Source organism: Natrinema halophilum, assembly GCF_013402815.2.
GTDB lineage: Archaea > Halobacteriota > Halobacteria > Halobacteriales > Natrialbaceae > Natrinema > Natrinema halophilum.
The window spans coordinates 1,190,214-1,210,576 of the sequence record NZ_CP058601.1 but is presented as its reverse complement, the minus strand read 5'-3'; the positions used below and the strand labels follow the sequence as shown (position 1 = coordinate 1,210,576).

At 60.0% G+C, this 20,363-nt stretch carries 22 protein-coding genes and 2 pseudogenes; 11 read left to right on the top strand and 13 right to left on the bottom strand.

Annotation, left to right across the window (positions count from 1 at the left end; translation table 11 throughout):
• Positions 1-454: 454 nt before the first annotated feature.
• Positions 455-1,804: an FAD-dependent oxidoreductase gene (locus HYG82_RS26675; RefSeq protein WP_179260136.1), complete on the bottom strand. Its 1,350-nt coding sequence runs from the start codon at positions 1,802-1,804 to the stop codon at positions 455-457.
• Positions 1,805-1,931: 127 nt separating this feature from the next.
• Entirely contained in the window at positions 1,932-3,197 is a 1,266-nt protein-coding gene (locus HYG82_RS26670; RefSeq protein ID WP_179260135.1) for a heme-copper oxidase family protein, read from the bottom strand.
• 136 nt (positions 3,198-3,333) lie between these two features.
• Between HYG82_RS26670 and HYG82_RS26665 the strand changes: the two genes are divergently transcribed.
• Complete coding sequence (locus tag HYG82_RS26665) at positions 3,334-3,987, top strand: helix-turn-helix domain-containing protein (protein WP_179260134.1); 654 nt, start codon at positions 3,334-3,336, stop codon at positions 3,985-3,987.
• 178 nt (positions 3,988-4,165) lie between these two features.
• On the opposite strand, the gene HYG82_RS26660 is transcribed toward HYG82_RS26665, so the two are convergent.
• Positions 4,166-4,396, bottom strand: a complete 231-nt coding sequence (locus HYG82_RS26660) for a hypothetical protein (protein WP_179260133.1) — start codon at positions 4,394-4,396, stop codon at positions 4,166-4,168.
• Positions 4,397-4,482: 86 nt separating this feature from the next.
• A complete protein-coding gene (trxA, locus tag HYG82_RS26655) occupies positions 4,483-4,902 on the bottom strand; it encodes a thioredoxin (RefSeq protein WP_179260132.1) in 420 nt (139 codons plus the stop codon).
• A gap of 905 nt (positions 4,903-5,807) precedes the next feature.
• On the opposite strand from trxA, the pseudogene HYG82_RS26650 reads away from it, so the two are divergent.
• Together HYG82_RS26650 and HYG82_RS26645 are read left to right on the top strand one after the other, a co-directional pair.
• A pseudogene (locus HYG82_RS26650) lies at positions 5,808-6,241 on the top strand (DUF302 domain-containing protein).
• Complete coding sequence (locus HYG82_RS26645) at positions 6,241-6,801, top strand: class I SAM-dependent methyltransferase (RefSeq protein WP_179260131.1); 561 nt, start codon at positions 6,241-6,243, stop codon at positions 6,799-6,801. Before HYG82_RS26650 ends, HYG82_RS26645 begins: the two are co-directional and overlap by 1 nt.
• Before the next feature lie 214 nt (positions 6,802-7,015).
• Here HYG82_RS26645 and HYG82_RS26640 read toward each other — a convergent pair.
• The 3 genes and pseudogenes from HYG82_RS26640 to HYG82_RS26630 form a co-directional block, all read right to left on the bottom strand.
• Positions 7,016-7,421 (bottom strand): annotated as a pseudogene (locus HYG82_RS26640) (hypothetical protein); the annotation flags it as partial.
• Positions 7,422-7,642: 221 nt separating this feature from the next.
• Positions 7,643-8,224: a DsrE/DsrF/DrsH-like family protein gene (locus HYG82_RS26635; RefSeq protein WP_179260130.1), complete on the bottom strand. Its 582-nt coding sequence runs from the start codon at positions 8,222-8,224 to the stop codon at positions 7,643-7,645.
• Position 8,225: 1 nt separating this feature from the next.
• Positions 8,226-8,471, bottom strand: a complete 246-nt coding sequence (locus tag HYG82_RS26630; RefSeq protein ID WP_179264379.1) for a sulfurtransferase TusA family protein — start codon at positions 8,469-8,471, stop codon at positions 8,226-8,228.
• Positions 8,472-8,716: 245 nt separating this feature from the next.
• On the opposite strand from HYG82_RS26630, the gene HYG82_RS26625 reads away from it, so the two are divergent.
• The 4 genes from HYG82_RS26625 to HYG82_RS26610 are packed head-to-tail and all read left to right on the top strand — an operon-like array spanning position 8,717 to position 12,200.
• Positions 8,717-9,910, top strand: coding sequence for an MBL fold metallo-hydrolase (locus HYG82_RS26625; RefSeq protein ID WP_179260129.1), 1,194 nt, complete (start codon positions 8,717-8,719; stop codon positions 9,908-9,910).
• 14 nt (positions 9,911-9,924) lie between these two features.
• Positions 9,925-10,482: a YeeE/YedE family protein gene (locus tag HYG82_RS26620; RefSeq protein ID WP_179260128.1), complete on the top strand. Its 558-nt coding sequence runs from the start codon at positions 9,925-9,927 to the stop codon at positions 10,480-10,482.
• Positions 10,483-10,531: 49 nt separating this feature from the next.
• Positions 10,532-10,993, top strand: coding sequence for a YeeE/YedE family protein (locus HYG82_RS26615; protein WP_179260127.1), 462 nt, complete (start codon positions 10,532-10,534; stop codon positions 10,991-10,993).
• 25 nt (positions 10,994-11,018) lie between these two features.
• A complete protein-coding gene (locus HYG82_RS26610) occupies positions 11,019-12,200 on the top strand; it encodes an inorganic phosphate transporter (RefSeq protein ID WP_179260126.1) in 1,182 nt (393 codons plus the stop codon).
• Positions 12,201-12,218: 18 nt separating this feature from the next.
• On the opposite strand, the gene HYG82_RS26605 is transcribed toward HYG82_RS26610, so the two are convergent.
• On the bottom strand, positions 12,219-13,064 hold the full coding sequence (locus HYG82_RS26605; protein ID WP_179260125.1) for a universal stress protein: 846 nt from the start codon (positions 13,062-13,064) through the stop codon (positions 12,219-12,221).
• Positions 13,065-13,421: 357 nt separating this feature from the next.
• Here HYG82_RS26605 and HYG82_RS26600 point away from each other — a divergent pair, with 357 nt between their 5' ends.
• From HYG82_RS26600 to HYG82_RS26590, 3 genes are all read left to right on the top strand, one after another.
• Positions 13,422-13,565: a DUF7512 family protein gene (locus HYG82_RS26600; RefSeq protein WP_179260124.1), complete on the top strand. Its 144-nt coding sequence runs from the start codon at positions 13,422-13,424 to the stop codon at positions 13,563-13,565.
• A 16-nt stretch (positions 13,566-13,581) separates the two neighbouring features.
• A complete protein-coding gene (locus HYG82_RS26595; RefSeq protein WP_425495397.1) occupies positions 13,582-14,598 on the top strand; it encodes a sulfite exporter TauE/SafE family protein in 1,017 nt (338 codons plus the stop codon).
• Between the two features lie 70 nt (positions 14,599-14,668).
• Positions 14,669-15,070, top strand: coding sequence for a helix-turn-helix domain-containing protein (locus HYG82_RS26590; RefSeq protein WP_179260122.1), 402 nt, complete (start codon positions 14,669-14,671; stop codon positions 15,068-15,070).
• Positions 15,071-15,359: 289 nt separating this feature from the next.
• Here HYG82_RS26590 and HYG82_RS26585 read toward each other — a convergent pair whose 3' ends face one another.
• Together HYG82_RS26585 and HYG82_RS26580 are read right to left on the bottom strand one after the other, a co-directional pair.
• Positions 15,360-15,623, bottom strand: a complete 264-nt coding sequence (locus HYG82_RS26585; RefSeq protein WP_179260121.1) for a DUF7521 family protein — start codon at positions 15,621-15,623, stop codon at positions 15,360-15,362.
• Complete coding sequence (locus HYG82_RS26580) at positions 15,623-16,009, bottom strand: ArsR/SmtB family transcription factor (protein WP_425495395.1); 387 nt, start codon at positions 16,007-16,009, stop codon at positions 15,623-15,625. Before HYG82_RS26580 ends, HYG82_RS26585 begins: the two co-directional genes overlap by 1 nt.
• Before the next feature lie 90 nt (positions 16,010-16,099).
• Here HYG82_RS26580 and HYG82_RS26575 point away from each other — a divergent pair, with 90 nt between their 5' ends.
• The gene (locus tag HYG82_RS26575; RefSeq protein ID WP_179260119.1) at positions 16,100-17,821 is read left to right on the top strand and encodes a carbamoyltransferase family protein; all 1,722 of its coding nucleotides are present in this window, start codon (positions 16,100-16,102) and stop codon (positions 17,819-17,821) included.
• A gap of 227 nt (positions 17,822-18,048) precedes the next feature.
• On the opposite strand, the gene HYG82_RS26570 is transcribed toward HYG82_RS26575, so the two are convergent.
• Genes HYG82_RS26570 through HYG82_RS26560 form a run of 3 tightly spaced genes read right to left on the bottom strand, consistent with a single transcriptional unit; the run spans position 18,049 to position 19,960 of the window.
• A complete protein-coding gene (locus tag HYG82_RS26570) occupies positions 18,049-18,420 on the bottom strand; it encodes a thioredoxin family protein (protein ID WP_179260118.1) in 372 nt (123 codons plus the stop codon).
• Positions 18,421-18,473: 53 nt separating this feature from the next.
• Positions 18,474-18,617 (bottom strand): hypothetical protein, encoded by a 144-nt coding sequence (locus tag HYG82_RS26565; RefSeq protein ID WP_179260117.1) that lies wholly within the window; start codon positions 18,615-18,617, stop codon positions 18,474-18,476.
• A complete protein-coding gene (locus tag HYG82_RS26560; protein ID WP_179260116.1) occupies positions 18,617-19,960 on the bottom strand; it encodes an APC family permease in 1,344 nt (447 codons plus the stop codon). Before HYG82_RS26560 ends, HYG82_RS26565 begins: the two co-directional genes overlap by 1 nt.
• Positions 19,961-20,363: the final 403 nt, after the last annotated feature.

Sequence of the window (20,363 nt, the reverse complement as noted above, 5' to 3'; positions counted from 1 at the left end):
GCCCGGACGTGCAGAACCGTCGAAACCGCATTGCCAGGCAGCAGTGTCGGTGAGACGGCTGTGACACCTGACGGCTCGCGACTGCGGGAATGCAGTGGAACGAGACACTCAAGTGAAGCGAACGACGCGACTGTTTTTCACTCGCTGCAAACGGCCCGAAAAACAAAACCAACACGAGTGTACGTTCCAGATGGCCGGCTGGCGACCCGGCCGACAGGGAATTATCAGGGATCGCTCTTTCACAGTCGGTCCCTTTCTGAGCAGGCTTCAGTAGGAGGGCTCGAGTGGCGCGGATTCATCAGCTCGACGAACTGGAGTGCATCGTGAGCGACTTCGAAACGGAATAGAATTCGAGACAGGATCGACTACGATACCGTCCCGAAGACACGTTGCCGAGAGGTGTCGACGAACGGAGTGCTACGGTGATTCGAAAGCGAGTGCGGTGGAAACGGCGTTATCGCTCGAGTTTCCCGCCGAGGACTTTCGCCGCCGTGAGGATCGGGTCCCAGACGGGGCTAAACGGTGGAGCGTACGCCAGGTCCGCGTTTTGCAATTCGGTGACGTTCATGGACGCGTGAAGCGCCGTCGCGACCGTGTCGATGCGCTTTGCTCCTTCCCGACCGACGACGCTGCCACCGAGCAAGGCCCCGGTTTCACGGTCGGCCAGCAGCGTGACGGTGAGTTCCGCACCGTCGGGGTAATAATGGGCGCGCGTCTGGGCCGAAATCGTGACCGAAACCGGATCGAAACCCGCTTCGCGGGCCTGCTCTTCGTCTACAATTCCTGTTCTGGCGGCCCCTAATTCGAACGCTTTCACGATGGCGGTTCCTGCGATATCTCCTATCGGCGTCGGCGAACCGGTGACTGTCTCCCCGATTGCTCGCCCCGCGCGGTTTGCCGTCAGGGCCAGCGGGACGTGGTCCGGCTCGCCGGTGACAACGTTTCGCGCTTCCGCACAGTCACCTGCCGCGTAGACGTTTTCGTAGTTCGTGCGGCCGTATTCGTCGGTCGCGACCGCACCGGTCGGGCCGAGATCGATGCCCGCCGTCTCCGCAAGTTCGACGTTCGGCGCCACACCAACCCCGACGATCGCAATGTCAGCGGGGACGACCTCGTCGTCGAGCCGCACGCCGTCGACGCGTTCGGCGCCCTCGAAGCCCGAAACCGCGGTCTCGAGGTGTAGTTCGACATCCTGCTCGCGCAGATGCGCTTCGACGACCTCGGCGACCGTCTCGCCAAACGGCTGGAGGACGTGTGGAAGCATCTCGTAGAGGTGCACGGTGATCCCGTGGGCGGACAACGCCTCGGCCATCTCGATACCGACGTACCCGCCACCGACGATCGCCGCGGTCTCGAGGTCCCGATCGGTGACGTACTCTTCGATAGCGTCGGCCTCGTCCATGTCGTGAATGGTGAACACTCCCTCGAGTCCGACGCCGTCGAACGGCGGTTCGATCGCGCTCGCACCGGTCGCGACGAGCAAATCGTCGTACGGCTGCTCGTACGTCTCGCCGCCGGAATCGACGGTTATCGTTTCGACTTCCGGATCGATGTCGACGACTTCGTGGCCCGTCCGAAGGTCGACGTCTCGCTCGTCACGGAACTCTTCGGCGGTGATGGTGACGAGATCGTTCAGCGATCCGACCTCACCTTTGACGTAGTACGGCATCCCGCAGGCAGCGTAGGAGACCCATTCTCCTTTTTCGAGGACGATCACTTTCAGGTCCGGATTCTCTCGTTTCGCCTTGCTCGCTGCGCTCATTCCCGCCGCGTCACCGCCGATGACGACGAAGGTGTCGGCCATGCCAGTAACTGGGTGCGGCAGCGTCTAAAATATTTCTCGGAATTCCCAATATTGTGGAGCACAGGCTACCTTTATCGACGTTTCTCTCTGAACGTCGATATATCGGTAGCGGATACGGCCGACTATTCTATCCGGACGGGCTCTCGTCTGCGTGCCGCGGGACGACGTTCCGTCCGACGAGGGCTCCCCAGAGGTCGACGACGAATACCGCCCAGGCGGCGGTGATAAGGAAATAGCCCGCGAGTGTGAGGAGTGACGCGACGTCGACGACCGGCGGAAAGGCCGTCGCCCAGAGAAAGAGCATCCCCGTATTCACGCTTCCGACCTGTAACCAGGACGGACTGGAACCCTCCTCGGTCGCGTCGGGTATCGCACCGATGAATTCGCTCGACGGTTGTAATGCCGCGATGGCAACGACGGGAAGAAAAGCCATCGCCAGTTGCAGCATCCAGCCGAAAACGAGCCCGTTTATCGCAGCGGTCTCGATAGCCCCTGCCGGAACGGCGTCCGGGAACAATATCACGAGCGGCGCCCAGGGCACCGGAAACAGCAGCCAGAGATACGCGCCCAATACGAGGACGAAACGGCTGTCCCACGTCCGTTCGCTGAGCCGGTAGGTCCCGCCGACGTTCACGAGTAGCGCGGTTGTTCCGAGAACGTACATCGCGAGGCCCCCGATCGTGAACTCGTGTCGAGCCAGCCACGGGCCAGCGACGAGTCCCATTGCACCGACCGTAAGACCCCAGTACGTGATGACACGGAGCCGCGGGAAACGGAGTGGGACATCGAGCAATCGAGGGAGAACCGTCAATAAGACTCCCGCCACGACGAGTCCGAGGAACCCCCAGACGTTGGCGTGAACGTGGGCCTCGAGCGACCCGAAGTATCCGCCTGGCCCGTGAATACCGAATAGCATTCCGAACGCGGCCAGAATCCCGATGACGAGAAACGACGGTGCCGTTCGAAAGTATCGACCAACTCCGCCGGATCTGTTCGACGCCGGTCGCAACCGATATAGCGTCACGAACAGCGATACGAGTGCGACGAGTACCATCCCCGCACCGGTACCGGCAGTCGTCGCTGATCCTGCCGTCATTCCGATCAGAATGAGCGGATAGCCGGCGTTCAACGCCCCCCACTGCAGCCATCGGTTTCGATAATGTATCGAACGTGAGCCGTCCGTCACTGCCGCGACGAATCGCGGCAACACTCCGAATACCGTTTGTGTCATCCCGCCGATCGTGACGAAGTGGATCGTCACCCATCGAAGGCGAGGCAATGCTTCGACGAGCCCCAGTTCGAAGGTCAGTTTTCCGGTCGCGGCGAGTACTCCGAGAACCATATACAATCCGGCCATGAGGAGAAACGGATTGGTTCTTGTGTGCAGCTTCATCGTTTCCCAGTACTCCTTCGTAGCCCGGCACGCCGAGTAGTTCTTCAGGCTACTGTGTTCCCGATAGCCGAACATGTTATGGTACCCCTTTCAGGTTAGCGACAGACTCAACCGTAGCTGCGACGGTAGATCCGGTATGCCCCGGGCCCGACTGTCCATCTCGCTCCCAGACGATGTCTGGATTCAACAGGTATCGACGGCACATCCGGAAACGGAATTCGAGGTCGTGACGGCACTCGCAGGGGAACGTGCTGGTATCGCACTCATCAACGTGACGACCGATGATCCCCTCCCCGTGCTGACGGCAATCGAACAACAGTCGAATGTCGTCAACCTGGAATTGCTCTGGAAACAGGCTGAGACGGCGCTTTTGCAGGTCGAGGCGACCAGTTCGCCGCTCCTTCTCCCGCTGTGGGAGGCGGGCATCCCGATCAGGCTACCGTTCTCGATCCGAAACGGGACAGCGACATGGGAACTCGTCACGTCCGCATCGCGCTTTTCAGCGCTCGGGACCGCGCTCGAGGAGGCCGGCATCGGCTTCGAACTCGAATCAGTCTCCGAGATCGGGACTACTGAGGCCGACCGGCTGTTGACAAATCGCCAACGGGAGGCGGTTGCCACCGCACTCGATGCCGGCTATTACGAGACGCCGCGAGAAGCGACATTGACCGACGTCGCCGACATGCTAGCCATCTCGAAGGCAACGTGTAGCGAGATTCTCCACCGGGCCGAGGGGAACATCATCTCCTGGTTCGCCGAAGAAGAGTTCGATATGGGAACCGGGACCTAGTCGATTCAGGGGTCCTAAACCGGATTGCGCCCATCGGCCAGTAGGACGCCAGGAACGCTGTTGTGGGATGAATCGAGGACCGACAGGGGCACCCAGAGACGAATCGAGAATCGTCATCGGTGACCGCAACACGAACGAGACGACTCCTGCCGTCTCTCACCGAAATGATCCCGGTGGATTACGACTCGCAGTTCGAGCAGTCCGCTCGATATTTGAGCGTCATCCCGACGAGCGCGAGGGTGAAGAGAGTTACCGCCATCTGAGAGAGACTGCTGCCCATTGTCCTGACAGCGGTTCCGCCGGCGACAGCGGTTCCGCCAGCGACGACAGCTCCGGTGCCGACACAGCAGAGGCTTGCAAGTCCTGCGAGCCCTACCAGCGACAGTCGAGAGGCAGAATCCGAGTCCATTTACCGAGATATCAGACGGGGGACGGATACGTATTGTGGCGCGTTTCGGCGCGAGTCACTTCGCGGCGGAACTGAAGCAAATCGAGTTACAGGTGGCTCTCGACGACGCTCCGAAGCTGCGATTCGGTTTGCATTCCGACGAGTCGCTCGGCTGGTTGTCCGTTCGCGAAGAGAACGAGCGTCGGAACGCCACGGACACCGTACTCCGTGGCGAGTTGCTGATTGGCGTCGATGTCTACTTTCGCTACGGCTGCCTGGGTATCAGCGGCTATCGTTTCGACGACTGGTTCGAGCATTTGGCACGGACCACACCAGTCAGCGTGGAAATCGACCAGAACGACGTCGTGATCATTGACGGTTTCGGTTAGCTCTGCCGATCCCTGTACTGGAAATGGTTCGGAGGGACTATCTCGAGTCGTCTCCTCCGCGTCGGCTTCCGTGGTCCGGCTGCGAAGCCGCTCCAGTTTCTGCTGACGAATCTCTTCGAGAGTTTCGTCTTCGGTCATACCCGGTGATTGGTGACGTACCATCTTATTTGTTTTGTATGGAGGGCACAATATAGCTCACCAGAGGCGTCCATCTGAGGGAGGGTCAACCGAAATGGTGCAGATGACTCGGATGCGAAGCGGTACCGGAATCGAGCACCCTATCCGATTACGGACAGCCTGAGAATTGCTACACTCTACGCGGCCAGACGTGCTCGCCTGTTGCTCGTCGAGGATGACTGTACTGTATCCGTGTTGAGACTGGTAAGGGTGGTCTCATGCCGGCCCCAGCCTCCGCGGGTGGCTTCCCTCGCCGGGCAGTGTGGAGTATCCGTCACCATACCGATCGAAATCCGGCCACGACCGCCGTTGCGCGCCTTCTCGCACCGAACAGTTCACCTCCACCCTTTTCGGGTTTCGGTTCGAACCACGCTGACGGACGCGGTTGTCGTGTGAACACGACGGGAGGTCTTCGAGGCAGTTCCCGTTTTCATCCGTTCTCGGGATGGCTCGACGTGCCGTGGCATCGCGCTCTTTCGTCTTTGAATCAGTCGGGCGCACGTCACCCCGCTGACGTTCGGCTCGTTTTCGGTACCGACGTCCCACTGAGTTGGCTGAGAATGATCCGAAAGGGGATAGGGGGGGAAAGGATGGTGCCTCTGGGTGTAAACAGAGGGCAATGTATTGTTGTTGGCTATTACTAATAATTCTTCCGCTTTATATCGGTAGTTGTCGCCAGTCGTGAGTCTAATGGTTCCCGCCGAGGCGACAGGAAACGTTCGGGTTCCCGCTGACGGTCGTTTCGAGTAATGCGTCTGTTGTCGATGATGTTCGGAAGAATCGTCCCCCACCAGTGAGTTATTGATGCGTAGACACTGCTTTGGTGACGAGAAAACTTTGTTTGGAAGCCCCAATACCATACATGAATGGCTCTTTCAGTTGATGCGAATCGGATACACCGAGACGAGATCGATACGACCCAGACAACACTCGAGATGATCCAGGAAGCGGTGATCGAGCACGTTTGCGAGGTGTTCACTGGCTCCGGGTTCGGGATTCCCGTCGAATTCTCCCTATAGTTACTCAACGAGAAGGGAGACGCCGATCGTGATCCCCACGACGTCCTGGGTGCCCGTAACTCGGCGGATGCTGGCCGTCTCCTCGAGGCCAGCGACGGAAAACGGGGTGGACTGTTTCCATTCAACGTCGTCTGGGCGGAAGAACCGGGACTCAAGGGATCTATCCCGTCTCGATAATGCGTATCGCACGCCTCATCGGAACGGCGACGAACGACGAGGAGATGGAAGAGATCATTACGACGACCGACGAACACGTCGACAACGCCTTCGGTGACTTATAATGGGACATCACACGTTTGACGCATCACGGGCTGACAAGCTTGAACAGGCGGAGCGACGATACCGATTTCTTTCGGCCGAAGAACTGCTGTGGGCGCTCGATCCCGCATCGACGGATACCGTCGCAGATCTCGGAAGTGGAACCGGATTCTATACGGACGACGTCGCGCCACACGCTGGCGATGTGTACGCGGTCGACCTCCAGGAGGAGATGCACGACTACTACCGAGAAAAGGGCGTCCCCGAGAACGTCGACCTCGTAACGACCGGCATCAGCGATCTCCCGTTCGACGACGAAAGCATAGACGCCGCGTTCTCGACGATGACGTATCACGAGTTCGCGGATGACGATGCGATTACCGAAATCAACCGCATCCTCGAGTCTACAGGGCGGCTCGTCGTCCTCGATTGGGCGGCGACCGGATCCGGTGACCACGGGCCGCCGGTCGACGAGCGGTACACTGCTGACGAAGCAACTACCGACCTTCGTGATCACGGCTTCCGTATCGAGTTCGAGGCAGTTCGGCCGGAAACGTTTCTGCTGGCCGGGACGCTCGAGTGAGCATCACCAGATCCCTCTTTGCAACACCCAGTCTGTGATCCTTCGCGTCCCTTCGTTCGTCGTCGGGTGCATCCGACGGCTCGAGGGACACAAGCGGATTTGCAGGATATTCGGACGTGAGTGCGTTCGCTCACCGGGTTCCATCCGGTTCTGAGTGATCATTTCGACGGAGTATCGTCTCGCAGTCCTGTTCCGAAAACCGATGCTCGAGCGAGGAATGCTTCTTCCACGTAACGGTGGAGGGTGGGTGCCGGTCGCCACGTTTTCGGTAGCCCGGTGGGTTGTTGCCGTCGTCGGCGTTGTACCAGCCAGTAAACGCTTCAGCAAACTCTTCGAGAACTCGCTGTGCTCAAAAATCAAAGATTTTTGGCATCACGAAAGACGAATTCTTTCGAACGAACTTGATTGAGAATGGAGATCACTGTAGCGTTCGTGGGCTTTCAATTCCGACTTCAACTCGACTTCGACAGGTATCTCGCCGTCTTCATCCCACCGGCCTTGAATGTAGTAGCGCCGACGTGCCACAGTTTCGAGGCGGAGAACCCGCACTGGTCAAGGTTGTCACGAACCTGTTCGTGGTTCGTGATTCGGGCGACGGAGGTGCGGGTTGTCTCCAGAATCGTGGCGACCTCATCATACAGTAAGAAGTTTGAGAATCAAATTTATCGATATATGATATATAATATACAGCCATGCTATCAACCAGCAGAAGTCGCTCACGAGGTCGGTTTCAACACCTGCCTAAAGGCGGGTGTATTCACCTCTGAATCTCTATAACAGGCTAACGAGGGTGGGTAAAATACCGTGTATATCGAGACAGTTGGTGTACGCAAGAAACGGCTCAGACCAGAAGTTGAACGTCGGATTCGGCCATGTGCTGAAGGGCGGTGGCTGCGCCGACGCCGGTGGTGACACCGTCGTAGAAGTCGTCCTCGTCGTAGTCCATCAACTCGATGGTCATCTGACAGGCCTGCAGTTCGACACCCTGCTCGATCGACAGATCGATGAGCTCTTCGATGGTCGCCGTCCCGTTTTCGTCGATTCGTTTCTCCATCATCCACGTTGCCATCCGGTCCATGCCGGGGAGCGCGGCGAGAGCGTTCGGCATCGGCATGTTCGGGTTGCCGACCGCCGACAGTTGCAGGTTCGTGGAGTTCTCCTCGTGGAGAATATCGAGCCCCCAGAACGTGTGGAAAACGACGACGTCCCAGCCGAAAGCGGCCGCCGTGCTCGCGAGGATCAAGGGCGGGTACGCCATGTCGAACGTCCCCTGCGTCGCGACTATCGTCATCTTCTTCCCGTCGTCGTCAGTCTCCGTCTCGAGCGAAGCGACTTTGTCCTCGAGTTCCTCGATCCGAGCCTGGAGGTCTTCCTCACGTATCGGCTCTCCGTCGGTCGGTGCCGAAGGTGTATCCGTACTCATCTTACGACGTTTTTTCCACGTAGTGTTTGTACACGTCGCCGTCCTCGATTTGCTCTACGAGTTCGACGCCGTCGGTGCCGGTCGCCCAGCCGTCGATGTCGCTCATGCTGCCCGAATCCGTCGCCACCACCTCGAGAATCTCGCCTTCGGCGAGGCCGTCGATGGCGGATTTTGTCTTGACGACCGGCATCGGACACGATGCGCCTTTCACGTCGAGCGTCTCGGTAATATCGTATTCCGTGTTCATGCTAGATTGCTCCGTTTGCTGTATTGGAGTCATTGCACAATATACTGCCCGTGGTTATAAGAGTGTCGGCACTTGTGACGAACGCAAACAACTGTACTTCGATGACCATACTCCGACACAAACGCAGCTTGTTTCAGACAGTTTGATGAAACCTCCGTCGGAATCACTCGCATTGGTATTGTGCAAATAGGGAACTACTATGCAAACTCTTATATGGTGCCGTCCGGTAGATAGCCCTGTACGACATGAACGCTGAAGACTTTCCGACCCCGGATGCTGATGTGGAAACGATTGCACCGGAAACGTTGAAGAGTCGCATCGACGCGGGCGAAGACATCACGCTTCTCGATACGCGTATGGAATCGGATTACGAGGAGTGGCGCATCGACGGCGAAACCATCGAATCGATCAACGTCCCGTATTTCGAGTTCCTCGAGGACGAGGTCGACGACGAGGTCTTAGAGCAAATACCCGATGATCGCGAGGTGACGGTTCTCTGTGCCAAGGGTGGTGCGAGTGAGTTCGCCGCGGGCACGCTCGTGGACCACGGATACACCGTCAACCATCTCGAGGACGGAATGAACGGTTGGGCACGCATTTACGAATCCGTCGAAGTTACCGACTACGACGGCGCCGGAACGTTGCTGCAGTACCAGCGGCCGTCCTCGGGTTGTCTCGGTTACCTCGTCTACGACGACGGCGAAGCCGCCGTCATCGACCCACTGCGTGCGTTCACCGATCGCTACCTCGAGGACGCCGACGAACTCGGCGTCGACCTGACGTACGCGATCGACACGCACATCCACGCGGATCACATCTCGGGCGTTCGTGCGCTCGATGCCCTCGGCGTCGAGGGTGTGATTCCGGATGCCGCGGTCGACCGCGGCGTCACCTACGGGGACGAATTGACGACGGCCGCTGACGGCGACACCTTCGACGTCGGCGACGCCACGATCGAGGCCGTTTACACGCCCGGCCACACGACGGGCATGACCTCCTACCTCGTCGACGACAGTCTGCTCGCCACCGGTGACGGACTGTTCATCGAGAGCGTGGCCCGACCCGACCTCGAGGAAGGCGACGACGGCGCTCCCGAGGCCGCGCGGATGCTCTACGAATCGCTCCACGAGCGAGTTCTGGCGCTTCCAGACGAGACCCTCGTCGGCGGGGCGCACTTCAGCGACGCCGCGGTACCTGCCGCCGACGGTACCTACACCGCACCGGTCGGCGATCTCGTCGACGACATGGAGGCACTCACGATGGACGAGGACGAATTCGTGGAATTGATCCTCTCGGACATGCCACCGCGGCCGGCCAACTACGAGGACATCATCGCGACGAACCTCGGTCAGCAGGTCGCAGACGACGACGAAGCGTTCGAACTCGAGCTCGGGCCGAACAACTGTGCCGCGAGCCAGGAATCGCTTGCCGGTGATTAACGACGCCACCACCAATGGTAACTGATCCAGTCCCACTACAGCTGGCCGCCGAAATCTTCCCGAACGGGATCAGTCGCTACGCTGTCGGCGGATTGCTCGTTGGTCTCGGAACCGTCGTGATCTACCTCGGGACAGGGATCCCCGCCGGCGCGAGTACGTTCCTCGAGTCGACGCTGTCGTACGTGTCCGGCCAGTCGCGGTTCCAGCAGTACGTGTCGTCTCGCGACTGGCGCGTCGTGTTCACGCTTGGCATCATCCTCGGCGGACTGGCGTTCGCGGCCACGATCCAGTCAGGGGTGATCACGACCTCGCTCTACCAGCCCGGAACGACCGGTGAACTGTACGAAATTGGCGGAGTGACGCTCTGGTCGACCGAGGTACAGGCCTGGCGGCTGCTGGTCGGCGGCGTGTTCGTCGGGATCGGCACGCGCATCGGCAAGGGATGTACGTCCGGTCACGGGGTCTGCGGGGTCGGCTCGGCCTCGAAGACGTCACTCGTCGGCGTGGTGACGTTCCTGGCGGTCGCCATCGCGACCGCTCAGGTCGTCGCCGCACTGGGGGTGGGTCCGTAATGTTCGAGACGTCCGCGTTTCGAACTGGCGAACGGAGGGGTGACGACCCGTGAGCCGGAACCGACATCCCCTGTTCATGCCGGTGATCTTCGTCGGCGGCCTGATCTTCGGTTTCGGCCTCGGATTCAGCCAGATGGCACGCCCGGAGGTCGTGTTGAACTTCCTGCAGTTCGAGGACTTCGGACTGCTGTTCGTCATGTTCGGCGCGGCGATCGTCTCCGGGATCGCCTTCGCAGTGATGCCCCGGATTCGGGACAGTGCGCCACTGACCGGCAACCGGTACGAACGCCGGTTGAAGCCCTTCGATCGGAACGTCCTGATCGGCGGTGCGATCTTCGGCGTCGGCTGGGGTCTCTCGGGAATCTGCCCGGGAGCCGCCTATGCAAGTCTCGGCGTCGGCAACGTCACCATCCTCTGGGCGCTCGCCGGGATGTTCCTCGGCGCGTACCTGCAGGGTCGGTGGCGGAGTCGTGCCGCGAGTACCGATACCGTGGCTGCGGGTGCTGACTAACGCACTTTTTCGGATTACTACTTCAATGGAATTGACGATACTTGCCCTGTTCGTTACTGCCGGATTCGCGAGCCTCTTTATGGCCTGGGTTATCGGTGCCGGCTCCAGCGGTGCGACGCCGTTCGCACCAGCGGTTGGAGCGAACGCCATATCGACGATGCGCGCCGCGTTCATCGTCGGGATATTCGGGCTCGCCGGAGCCGTCACTCAGGGTGGGAACGTTTCGGAAGCGATCGGTCGTGGTCTGGTCGGCGGGGTGAACCTACCGGCGATGGGCGTCATCGTCGTCTTACTGATCGGAGCGGGACTCATGGCGGTCGGTATTCGGACCGGCTATCCGATCGCAACCGCGTTTACGGTAACCGGTGCAGTAATCGGTGTCGGACTTGCACTCGGCGGAACGCCCGTCTGGTCGAAGTATCAACAGATCGGAATCGTCTGGGTTATGACACCGTTCGTCGGCGGCGGGCTCGCGTATGCTATCGCGAGCGTTCTCCCACGCACGGACGTCCCGGAGCGGTTCAGCGTTCCGATACTCGCGGGCCTCGTCAGTGCCGTCCTGGCGAACGTAGAGTTCGCGTTTCTGGGACCTGCCGGATCAGCGGGTACCGCTGTAAGGCTCGTCCAGCGATCGATCGGCTTCGAGAGCGTCGGTGCGTTAGTCAGTATCTCACTGGCGATCGGGATTGCGATTACGGGTATCGTCTACTGGGACGTCCGTCGAGACCTGACCGGTGGACTCAGGCGAGTACTGCTGGCGCTCGGCTCACTCGTGGCGTTCTCGGCCGGCGGAAGTCAGGTCGGGCTCGCAGTCGGGCCGTTGTTCCCCCTACTCGACGAGGTAGCTGCGGTCTCTACAGCTGCCGTTCTCTTCGGTGGCGGCGTCGGTATCCTCGTCGGCTCGTGGACTGGGGCACCGCGGATGATCAAGTCACTCGCGCAGGACTACTCGTCGCTGGGACCGCGGCGATCGATTGCAGCGCTCGTCCCGTCGTTTCTCATCTCCCAGCTCGCCATCCTACTCGGGGTGCCCGTGTCGTTCAACGAGATCGTCGTCAGCGCGATTATCGGCAGCGGTGCCGCTGTGGGTGGAGGAGATGCGATCAATCCACGAAAAATCCTGCTGACGATCGGCGCATGGGCTGCGTCGTTCGTCCTCGCGTTCACTATCGGGTATGGCCTCGTCGCCGCGATATCACTGATATAATCGGGAGGCAATCCGAGATCACGCTGTCCGGGGCGGGGGAACGAGGTACACGTTTTCGTCGGCTCTCGTGACGACCGATTCGGAGACGCTCCCGAGCAGCAATCGTCGGAGTCGACTTCGACCGCGTGACCCCAGCAGTATCGTCGTCGGATCTGTCTCGGCTGCGGCTGCGAGAATCTCGTCCGCCGGGTCACCGCGACGAACGTCGATTCGCGTGTCGATGTCCCACTCCTCGAGCTGTTCTGCGAGTTCTGATAACCGTTCGGTCGGCTCCGCTCCCTCGGTGGCTTCTACGTCCTTCGGCGATTCGACGTGGACCAGCGTTGCCCCGTCAGCGGCATGTCGGAGCGAGGAGAACGCGTCGAACGCGCGCTCGGAGTTTTCCGAAAAGTCGGTCGCAAAGAGTATTCGCCGGAAGAGATGCTCGCGTCGGATCGCGGGCTCGTCGGTCTCGCGTTCGATGCGAGTAACCAGCAACGGAACCACGGTCGTTCGCGCGAGGTTACGGGCCGTCGAGCCGATGACGCGGTTTTCGAGCGGACTCTTCCCGCGTGAACCGACGATCGACAGGTCTGCACGGACGGCTTCGGCAATTCCGTTGATTCGCCGATGGGGCGTCCCACGGACGACGTGCGTCTCGACGTCGAAGCCCGCTGATTCCATCGCCGACTGATACCGATCGAGCGCTTGCTGGCGTCGTTCCTCGAGGTTCATCGCGGGCACGCCAGCGTAGACGTTAGAGGGAACGACGGTGACGAGGTGAATCGATTCCACGCCGATTTGCTGGAGACTCTCGAGAGAAGTCTCGTTCTTGATCGCAGCCTCGCTTGCCGCCGAGAGGTCTGTTGCGTAAATCGCTCGCATAGGGGAACAATAGCACCCATCGTACAATATTGTTCGTATAATTCACGTTCAGTGACTGTCCAGTAATGATTTCGACCGTCGATCTATCGAAGCACACCTTGATGAAATACTGTCTTCTTTCCCGACATTATCCGCGCGCGAGCGGAACCAGTGCGATCTTCTGGTCGATTGGCGCACTTCATTGACACCTCCGTATCCGTATAACTTACAGATGTATTTCGGTGGGTTAGGCGTGTGATCCGTAGCAGTAATATTGTGTAGTACATCCAAAACTGTTATTACCGGCATCCGTCTAGGGACAATCGAAGAGAAAGCCATGATACACCCATATCCACACACGATCGGTGGTGATGACCGATGATCGGCAGTTTCGCTACGGCTGCAGACGCCGCCGTGCTCATCGGTATTGTGCTCCTCGAGGCCATCGTCCTGTACGTCGGCTACGGTGCAGCAGAAGAAGCGCTCGCAGAACCAATCGTCAAACGAATCACGAACGTCTAAAATGGAAATACTCGGAATGAGTCTGGCACTGGTGGTGATGTTCGTCGGATTCGGCCTGCTCATCGGGATCCTGTTCGGATTCTTCGGAATGGGCGGGTCGTTCCTCGTGACGCCCGCGCTGTTGGTCATGGGCTACGACGCAAACGTTGCGGTCGGGTCCGGGCTAGCGTTCGTCTTCGGGACTTCCGTCATCGCGACACTCAAGCACCGCGACCTCGGGCAGGTCGACTACAAACTCGGAGTACTGATGATCGCCGGCACTACTGCCGGCATCGAGGTCGGTAAGATCGGCCTCGAGTTCCTCCAGCACATCGGGCTCGCTGGCTCCGTGGTCAGCGTCGCGTACGTGCTCCTGCTCGGCGGGATCGGCGTCTTCGTCACGTACGAAGCACTGAAAGGCGGCGGTGGCGGCCTGGAACACGACGTCGACGAGGACGCGGACGTCGACGAGGCGGAAATCCCGGAGATCGCACAGAAGATCCAGTCCTACAGGGTTCCGCCGATGATTTCCATCCGCGGTGGCTTCACCGTCTCGCTGTGGATGGTGTTGGCCGTGGCATTCGCCACGGGTCTGCTGTCCGGGTTCCTGGGCGTCGGCGGCGGCTTCATCCGCATGCCGGCCCTGTTCTACCTGATCGGCGTTCCCGTCCCGGTCGCGGTGGGGACTGACCTCTTCGAGATCGTCTTCTCCGGCGGGATCGGGAGCTTCCTTTACGCGCAGTCCGGGGCCGTCGACCTGAGCATCGTCGCCCCGCTGTTGGCTGGGAGTGCACTCGGTGCCCGAGTCGGTGCAGCGGCGACGGATCTCGTCGATGAAGACGACATCAAGGTGTACTTCGGCATCATGCTGTTGCTGGGTTCGATCGCCGTCGCCGTGCGGGAAGTCGGCGGACTGCTGGATATGCCGGTGCTCGACACCGTGAGCCTCGCCATCATCCTCGGTGCTGCGCTACTCGTCAGTGGGGCCGTCGTTTACAGCGGCGTCACCATGCTTCGCGATGAAGCCCAAACGGTATCGTCGGTCGCAGACTGAGTTGGCGCAGGATTGTACGAACCCTACACAAGTCTTTTAACGGCGCGGTGAGTACCTAGCAGTGATTACAATGCCGGATTCGCTGTCCGAACAACTACAACAGGACATCCAGTGTGAGGGACTCCTCGAGTGCTTCCACGGCCTGAAACAACTCGACAAAGAGTGTTTTCGGGTGCTCGTCAATGCCGAGGAACCGTTGACCGTCGACGAAATCGCCGACACGGTAGATCGTGAGCGCTCGACCGCATACCGAGCCGTCCAGCGCCTGCTGCAGACGGGGTTCATCAAGAAAGATCAGGTTAACTACGAACAGGGCGGGTACTACCACGTCTACTCGCCGACCGACCCGTCGAAGATTGCAAACGACATGCAGCGGATGTTGAACGACTGGTACGCGAAAATGGGCCAGCTCATCCAGGAATTCGAAACAAAATACGAGCAGGCGGAGGCGACTGCACCGGCCGAAGGGTAGCATCGGACTCTGTCGTTTTTCGTCGCTTCCTTTCTCGACGATCCGTTGCCGTTGGTGGTCTCGGTTCTCCGTTCGAGCCGCCAGCGTCGCGGATTTGATACCGATGGCCGGTCGACGATTTTCCGACGGCGAAACGGTCCCGACTCGAGTGCAACGAGCAGGCGTTCGTCGTGCCCATTCTCGGCTTTCGTTCGACGAGCCGATGCTCGGCCATCGTTCGACACCAAATACGGAGCAGCGAGAAGAGAATCGGACGTAATCTATCGGACCGGAGTGCCCTGGTGCTCTCTTACTTCATCAGCGATACGAGGATGAGGATCATCCCGCTCGAGACGACGACTGCCTGGATGAGCGCGGCAGAAACGATCGTCGTTCCAAACGTGTGATAGATAAGTCCCTCACAGACCGCACCCGCACCGATGAACACGAAGCCGCCGGAGACGTATAGCATCGGCGTCCGGTCGCTACGCTGATAGCCGTGATACGCCAGATACGCGACCATGAGGCTCAAAAAGAGCGTTATCAGTTTGGCGATGACGAACGACGCTTCCATCAGTCTTCACCCCGAAGATCGTTCCAGAGAGTCGTAAAGTTGTCCGCGAGTTCGTCGCGCGTCTCCAGACTCAGTGTGAACTGCCCGTCTGTGAGATCGACGTACAGCCCTTCGAGTGTCGTCTCGAACTCGCTCCTGTGGGACCCGTCCGAGTCGACGGTATGACGTTCCTCGATGAGACCGTGTTCTTGAAGCGTCGAGACGCGGCGATAGATCGTCGTCAGAGAGGCATCGCATTCCTCGCTCAACGTTTTCGCGGTCTTCGGCCCGTTGTCCGCAGCGACGAGTATCTTCCGTGCGTACTCGTCTGCGAGGGTTTGGAAGATCTCCGGCGAATCCGGGGTACCTCTGTCCTGCACACGATACGTGCCGTTGGTCACTACCATATAGGCCACGATTTGCTGGTTCAGCAAATCGTCGCGGTTGTTTTGAAGGCACTTCGAGTCGGTATAAACCAGCGTCACCATCACGGAACCATGACGGATTATTTGCTCGCGTTCAAACCCGCGATTGGACTCTACGGACAACACGATCCGAGCGCTGTCCTCTTCGAAGACGGAACTCCTGTGTTCGGCGTCGAAGAAGAACGATATGCGCGAGAGAAACACGCCACCGATACCTTTCCGGAAAGCGCGATACGTGCCTGTCTCGACCATCGAAACCTCGAGGTCGCCGATCTGGATCAGATCCTGCTCCCGTACGAGCCGACGCTTCGAAACGAAATCGCCTCTCACTATCTGGCCGATGCGGTTCGAGTGCCTGGCCTTCGACGGAAAATCGTCGCGCTGGAACGGACACTCGTCACGCAACTTCGGAGCCGGTTCCTCCCGACCCGGCAGATCGAATCCCGCCTCGAGTCGATCGGGACCTCGTTGCCGCCGATCGAGACGATTCCCCATCATCGCTGTCATGCTGCGAGTGCCTTCCACCCGTCCGGCTTCGAGGAGGGGATCGCCCTCACCGTCGACGCGAAAGGTGAGTACGATTCGACGGTCGTCTGGCACGCAACGGATCGGCGTTTAAAACGCGTCCAGACGTACGAACACCCCAACAGTCTCGGACTCTTCTTTGCCGTCGTGACGGAGTACCTCGGGTATCGGATGTTCAACGGCGAGGGGAAGGTCATGGGACTCGCACCGTACGGCGACGACAACCCCGAGATCGAATCCGTCTTGCGAGAACTGATAGACGCGGGCAGAGACTACGACGTCACCGACCTGACGAAACGCTGGGGGACCGGCTACGGCGTCGAAATCCTCGAGAACGCGTTCGGTCGTCCCCGACTGGAGTCGCCGGGCGAGTTCGACCAGTGGGAGAAAGACCTCGCGTACACGGCCCAGAAATTGCTCGAAGAGACCGTCGTCGACATCGTGGAGACGGCTGTCGACCGACTGGGCACCGCCAACGTCGCGCTCGCGGGCGGTGTCACGCTGAACTGTAAACTGAATAAACGCATCCGGGAATCGCCGGCCGTCGACCGCGTCTTCGTCCAGCCCGTCGCTCACGACGCTGGGCTCGCCCTCGGGGCAGGATGGTCGCAGCAACGTCCGGCGGATGTCGACCACCAGACGTCGGTTTATCTCGGACCTGAATACGAGCCCGACGAAATACGATCCACCCTCGAAGAAAACAAAATCGCGTACGCGAAACCGGATAACCTCGAGCGGTACGTCGCCGAACGACTCGCAGCGGGCGACCTCGTCGGCTGGTTCCAGGGCCGAATGGAGATGGGCCCTCGAGCGCTCGGAGCCCGGAGCATCCTCGCCGATCCTCGCACCGCCGAATCTCGTGACCGTGTCAATCGGTACGTCAAACACCGCGAAGAGTGGCGACCGTTTGCGCCGTCGATGCTCGAGTCGGCTGCCGACGAGTACCTCGTCGACGGACAGCCGGCACCGTTCATGATCGAGGCCGACGACGCCCAGCCCGGTCGGATCGACGAACTCGAAGCCGTGGTGCACCCGGCCGACGAGTCGACCCGTCCTCAGACCGTCCGCGAGGACCAGCATCCCCGGTATCACCGGCTCATCTCGGAGTTTGACGACATCACCGGTGTTCCGGTCGTTCTGAACACTTCGTTTAACGACCATGCCGAGCCGATCGTCCGAACACCGACGCAAGCGCTCAAGGATTTCTACGGGATGGGACTCGACGTGCTCGCGCTCGAGGATTTCGTCGTCGAAAAGGACACGGCGTAGGCGGCGGTGACTGCGGTACGGACCGACGATTGCCGGAGCCACCGACGGGCGCGATTCAAACGACGGCCAGCCGCGGGGCAATCTCACAGCGGAGAGTCTCGGGCCCGCTGCGGGGCAATCTCACAGCGGAGAGTCTCGGGCCCGCTGCGGGGCAATCTCACAGCGGAGAGTCCCGGGCCCGCTGCGGAGCAATCTCGCACTGCAGAACCCTGGGCGCACCGAGTGTCTTACTTCTGGGCGTGCGCTTCGAGGAGGTCGACGATCGTTTCGGCACCCTGAAAGCCGTCATCGAGACGAGCGACTTCGTCACCGTCCCGCAGGACGACGAGCGTCGGGACGCTCCGGACGTCGAACTCCGCGGCGAGATCCGGGACGAGTCCCGCGTTTACCGTCGCTACCGCACCCGGTGCGCTGCGAGCGACCGTGCCGAGTACCGGCTCCATCGACGCACAGATCCCACACCCCGACGTGACGAACTCGAGCAAGACGAGGTCCTGCTCCGCGAGCAATTCGTCGTAGTCTGCCATCCCGTTCAACTCGACGGGCCTCTCCGTCCCACTACCGTCGTCGGAAGCATCTGCGTGTTTCGTTTCGGTCATCGTCGACGTTACGGTCCGACGGTATTTTAGTGTTATGTACATACTACACAATACTACAGATCAAGTGATCGTCTCCCGCCTTCCGAATCGAGCAGTACGGGCCGATAGCGGTCGGGGTCGAGTGATACGTCGGTTTCGAAGGAGCTCGCGATGATTGCGACAAGCACCGCGTCCTCGAGCGGTTCGGAATTGGGCATCAGTCGCCGTCGATCGCAGGATCGAACGGGCTCCGCTGCAGGTAGAGAAACTCAAGGAGAAAGAGCGAGACGAAGATGCCGACGATCCAGAGCAGGATCTCGACGTCGGTGCGATAGAGGTGATAGAGCACGACCGGGATCGCGACGGTCGTTCCGATCAGGCCAAGCGCGGGAAGGAAGCGGATCGAACCCGTCTCGTCGGCGAGCCTGAGATTCGTGTAGTTGGTGACCGCAAACGAGGCCAGAAACGCCACCGATCCGAACTCGGTGATTTGCTTGAGCGAGCCGAGGGCGGCGAACGCCGCCGTCAGGCTGCCCATTATCACGAGCGCGTATACGGGAATCCCCTCCCGGTTTCGAAACGAGAAGACCCTCGGCAGGGCCCCCTCGGTCGCGATTTTGTGGACGAGCCGGGCTGTCCCGAACAGGGTGGCGTTGATGCCTGACGAGGTGCTTTTCATCGCGGAGAGGATGACGAGGACGAATCCGGCACCACCCAACAACGGAATGTTGGAAACCGCCTCGGCGAGTGCGACTTCCTCGTGAGCGACGAGCTGTTCGGGCGTCAAATGGAGCGTCACCATAAACGAGACGGACACGTAGATCGCTATCGCGATGGCAATCGCGATATACATCCCGACCGGCAGCACCTGCTCTACGTCCGCGATGTCCTCGTAATCGTAGACGAGCAGTTGAAACCCTTCGTATGAGACGAAGATGATCGCGAACCCGGTGATGGGGCTTACGACACCTTTGTTGAAGAAGTGGACCGAGGTCACGCTCCCGTTGTAGAAGACGATTCCGAGGACTGCGAGGGATAGCAGAATCGTGATCTTGATGTAAACCGCGATATCCTCGAAGAGCCCGGTTTCCTCGACGCCTCGCAGGTTGAGCCCGACGAAGACGGCGACGATCAGGACTGAGATGACCGGTCGAAGGAGTTGTGGGAGTTCGAACCCGGCGATAGCCCGGGCCGCGGTGAGGGTGTACGCGCCGAACGCGAACGCGTACATCGCCATCACGCCGACGTAGCCGACGACGAGCACCCAGCCGACGTAGGCGGCGAGACTCGGGCTGTCGACGATGTGCTCGACGAACGAGAAGACGCCACCGTGCTCCCCGAAGTGAAGCGTCAGCTTGAGATAGGAGTAGGCGGTCACCAGCGTCAAAATCCCCGCGATGAGGTACGAAAGCGGGACGGCATTACCGGCCTGTCGCATCGCGACGCCGAGCACGGCGTAGATCCCACCCGATACCATTCCCCCGACGCCCATCGCGACGACCTCGAGCAGGCCGAGTTTTCCCTGACGGTTGCGCGTTAGCAAGGAGCGAAACGAATCCATATTCCATCAGGTCTGACGTCGGTCTCACTCCTCGGTCCATCCGAATAGGTTATACAGCCGGTTGAGGGAGTGCGAGCTCGTAAACCCACCATTGAACCTCCGGCCAGCACCTGTTCCCACCCTGCCGCCCGTCGAACTGAGCTTCGGGCACACATCGGACGACGAATCACGCCACACGTCTCCCCGGTCGAAACGCGACTTCAGCCCGGGGACGACGACGGTGCCAACCCGAAGCAAGCCCGTCGCATTCGCGAGTGCATTTCCATTGCCCCGACCGGCGATCGAACTGCCCATATCGGACGTTTCGCCTCCGCTTCACTTAACTGGTTTATTCGTTTTCACCGGATGGGTGTTCACCACCTCCGTTCGAAGAGCATCGTCCCGGTGCGTGAGAACCGCCGGA

What these genes read in the sequence shown, in the direction of transcription:
- HYG82_RS26580 (WP_425495395.1), bottom strand. Translation starts at nt 16,009, where the DNA reads ATGGTAGTGACCAACGGCACGTATCGTGTGCAGGACAGAGGTACCCCG.
- HYG82_RS26590 (WP_179260122.1), top strand. Translation starts at nt 14,669, where the DNA reads ATGCCGGATTCGCTGTCCGAACAACTACAACAGGACATCCAGTGTGAG.
- HYG82_RS26645 (WP_179260131.1), top strand. Translation starts at nt 6,241, where the DNA reads ATGGGACATCACACGTTTGACGCATCACGGGCTGACAAGCTTGAACAG.
- HYG82_RS26675 (WP_179260136.1), bottom strand. Translation starts at nt 1,804, where the DNA reads ATGGCCGACACCTTCGTCGTCATCGGCGGTGACGCGGCGGGAATGAGC.
- HYG82_RS26635 (WP_179260130.1), bottom strand. Translation starts at nt 8,224, where the DNA reads ATGAGTACGGATACACCTTCGGCACCGACCGACGGAGAGCCGATACGT.
- HYG82_RS26630 (WP_179264379.1), bottom strand. Translation starts at nt 8,471, where the DNA reads ATGAACACGGAATACGATATTACCGAGACGCTCGACGTGAAAGGCGCA.
- HYG82_RS26560 (WP_179260116.1), bottom strand. Translation starts at nt 19,960, where the DNA reads ATGGATTCGTTTCGCTCCTTGCTAACGCGCAACCGTCAGGGAAAACTC.
- HYG82_RS26605 (WP_179260125.1), bottom strand. Translation starts at nt 13,064, where the DNA reads ATGCGAGCGATTTACGCAACAGACCTCTCGGCGGCAAGCGAGGCTGCG.
- HYG82_RS26665 (WP_179260134.1), top strand. Translation starts at nt 3,334, where the DNA reads ATGCCCCGGGCCCGACTGTCCATCTCGCTCCCAGACGATGTCTGGATT.
- trxA (WP_179260132.1), bottom strand. Translation starts at nt 4,902, where the DNA reads ATGACCGAAGACGAAACTCTCGAAGAGATTCGTCAGCAGAAACTGGAG.
- HYG82_RS26575 (WP_179260119.1), top strand. Translation starts at nt 16,100, where the DNA reads ATGACGGATTATTTGCTCGCGTTCAAACCCGCGATTGGACTCTACGGA.
- HYG82_RS26585 (WP_179260121.1), bottom strand. Translation starts at nt 15,623, where the DNA reads ATGGAAGCGTCGTTCGTCATCGCCAAACTGATAACGCTCTTTTTGAGC.
- HYG82_RS26570 (WP_179260118.1), bottom strand. Translation starts at nt 18,420, where the DNA reads ATGACCGAAACGAAACACGCAGATGCTTCCGACGACGGTAGTGGGACG.
- HYG82_RS26660 (WP_179260133.1), bottom strand. Translation starts at nt 4,396, where the DNA reads ATGGACTCGGATTCTGCCTCTCGACTGTCGCTGGTAGGGCTCGCAGGA.
- HYG82_RS26670 (WP_179260135.1), bottom strand. Translation starts at nt 3,197, where the DNA reads ATGAAGCTGCACACAAGAACCAATCCGTTTCTCCTCATGGCCGGATTG.
- HYG82_RS26625 (WP_179260129.1), top strand. Translation starts at nt 8,717, where the DNA reads ATGAACGCTGAAGACTTTCCGACCCCGGATGCTGATGTGGAAACGATT.
- HYG82_RS26600 (WP_179260124.1), top strand. Translation starts at nt 13,422, where the DNA reads ATGATCGGCAGTTTCGCTACGGCTGCAGACGCCGCCGTGCTCATCGGT.
- HYG82_RS26610 (WP_179260126.1), top strand. Translation starts at nt 11,019, where the DNA reads ATGGAATTGACGATACTTGCCCTGTTCGTTACTGCCGGATTCGCGAGC.
- HYG82_RS26620 (WP_179260128.1), top strand. Translation starts at nt 9,925, where the DNA reads ATGGTAACTGATCCAGTCCCACTACAGCTGGCCGCCGAAATCTTCCCG.
- HYG82_RS26565 (WP_179260117.1), bottom strand. Translation starts at nt 18,617, where the DNA reads ATGCCCAATTCCGAACCGCTCGAGGACGCGGTGCTTGTCGCAATCATC.
- HYG82_RS26595 (WP_425495397.1), top strand. Translation starts at nt 13,582, where the DNA reads ATGAGTCTGGCACTGGTGGTGATGTTCGTCGGATTCGGCCTGCTCATC.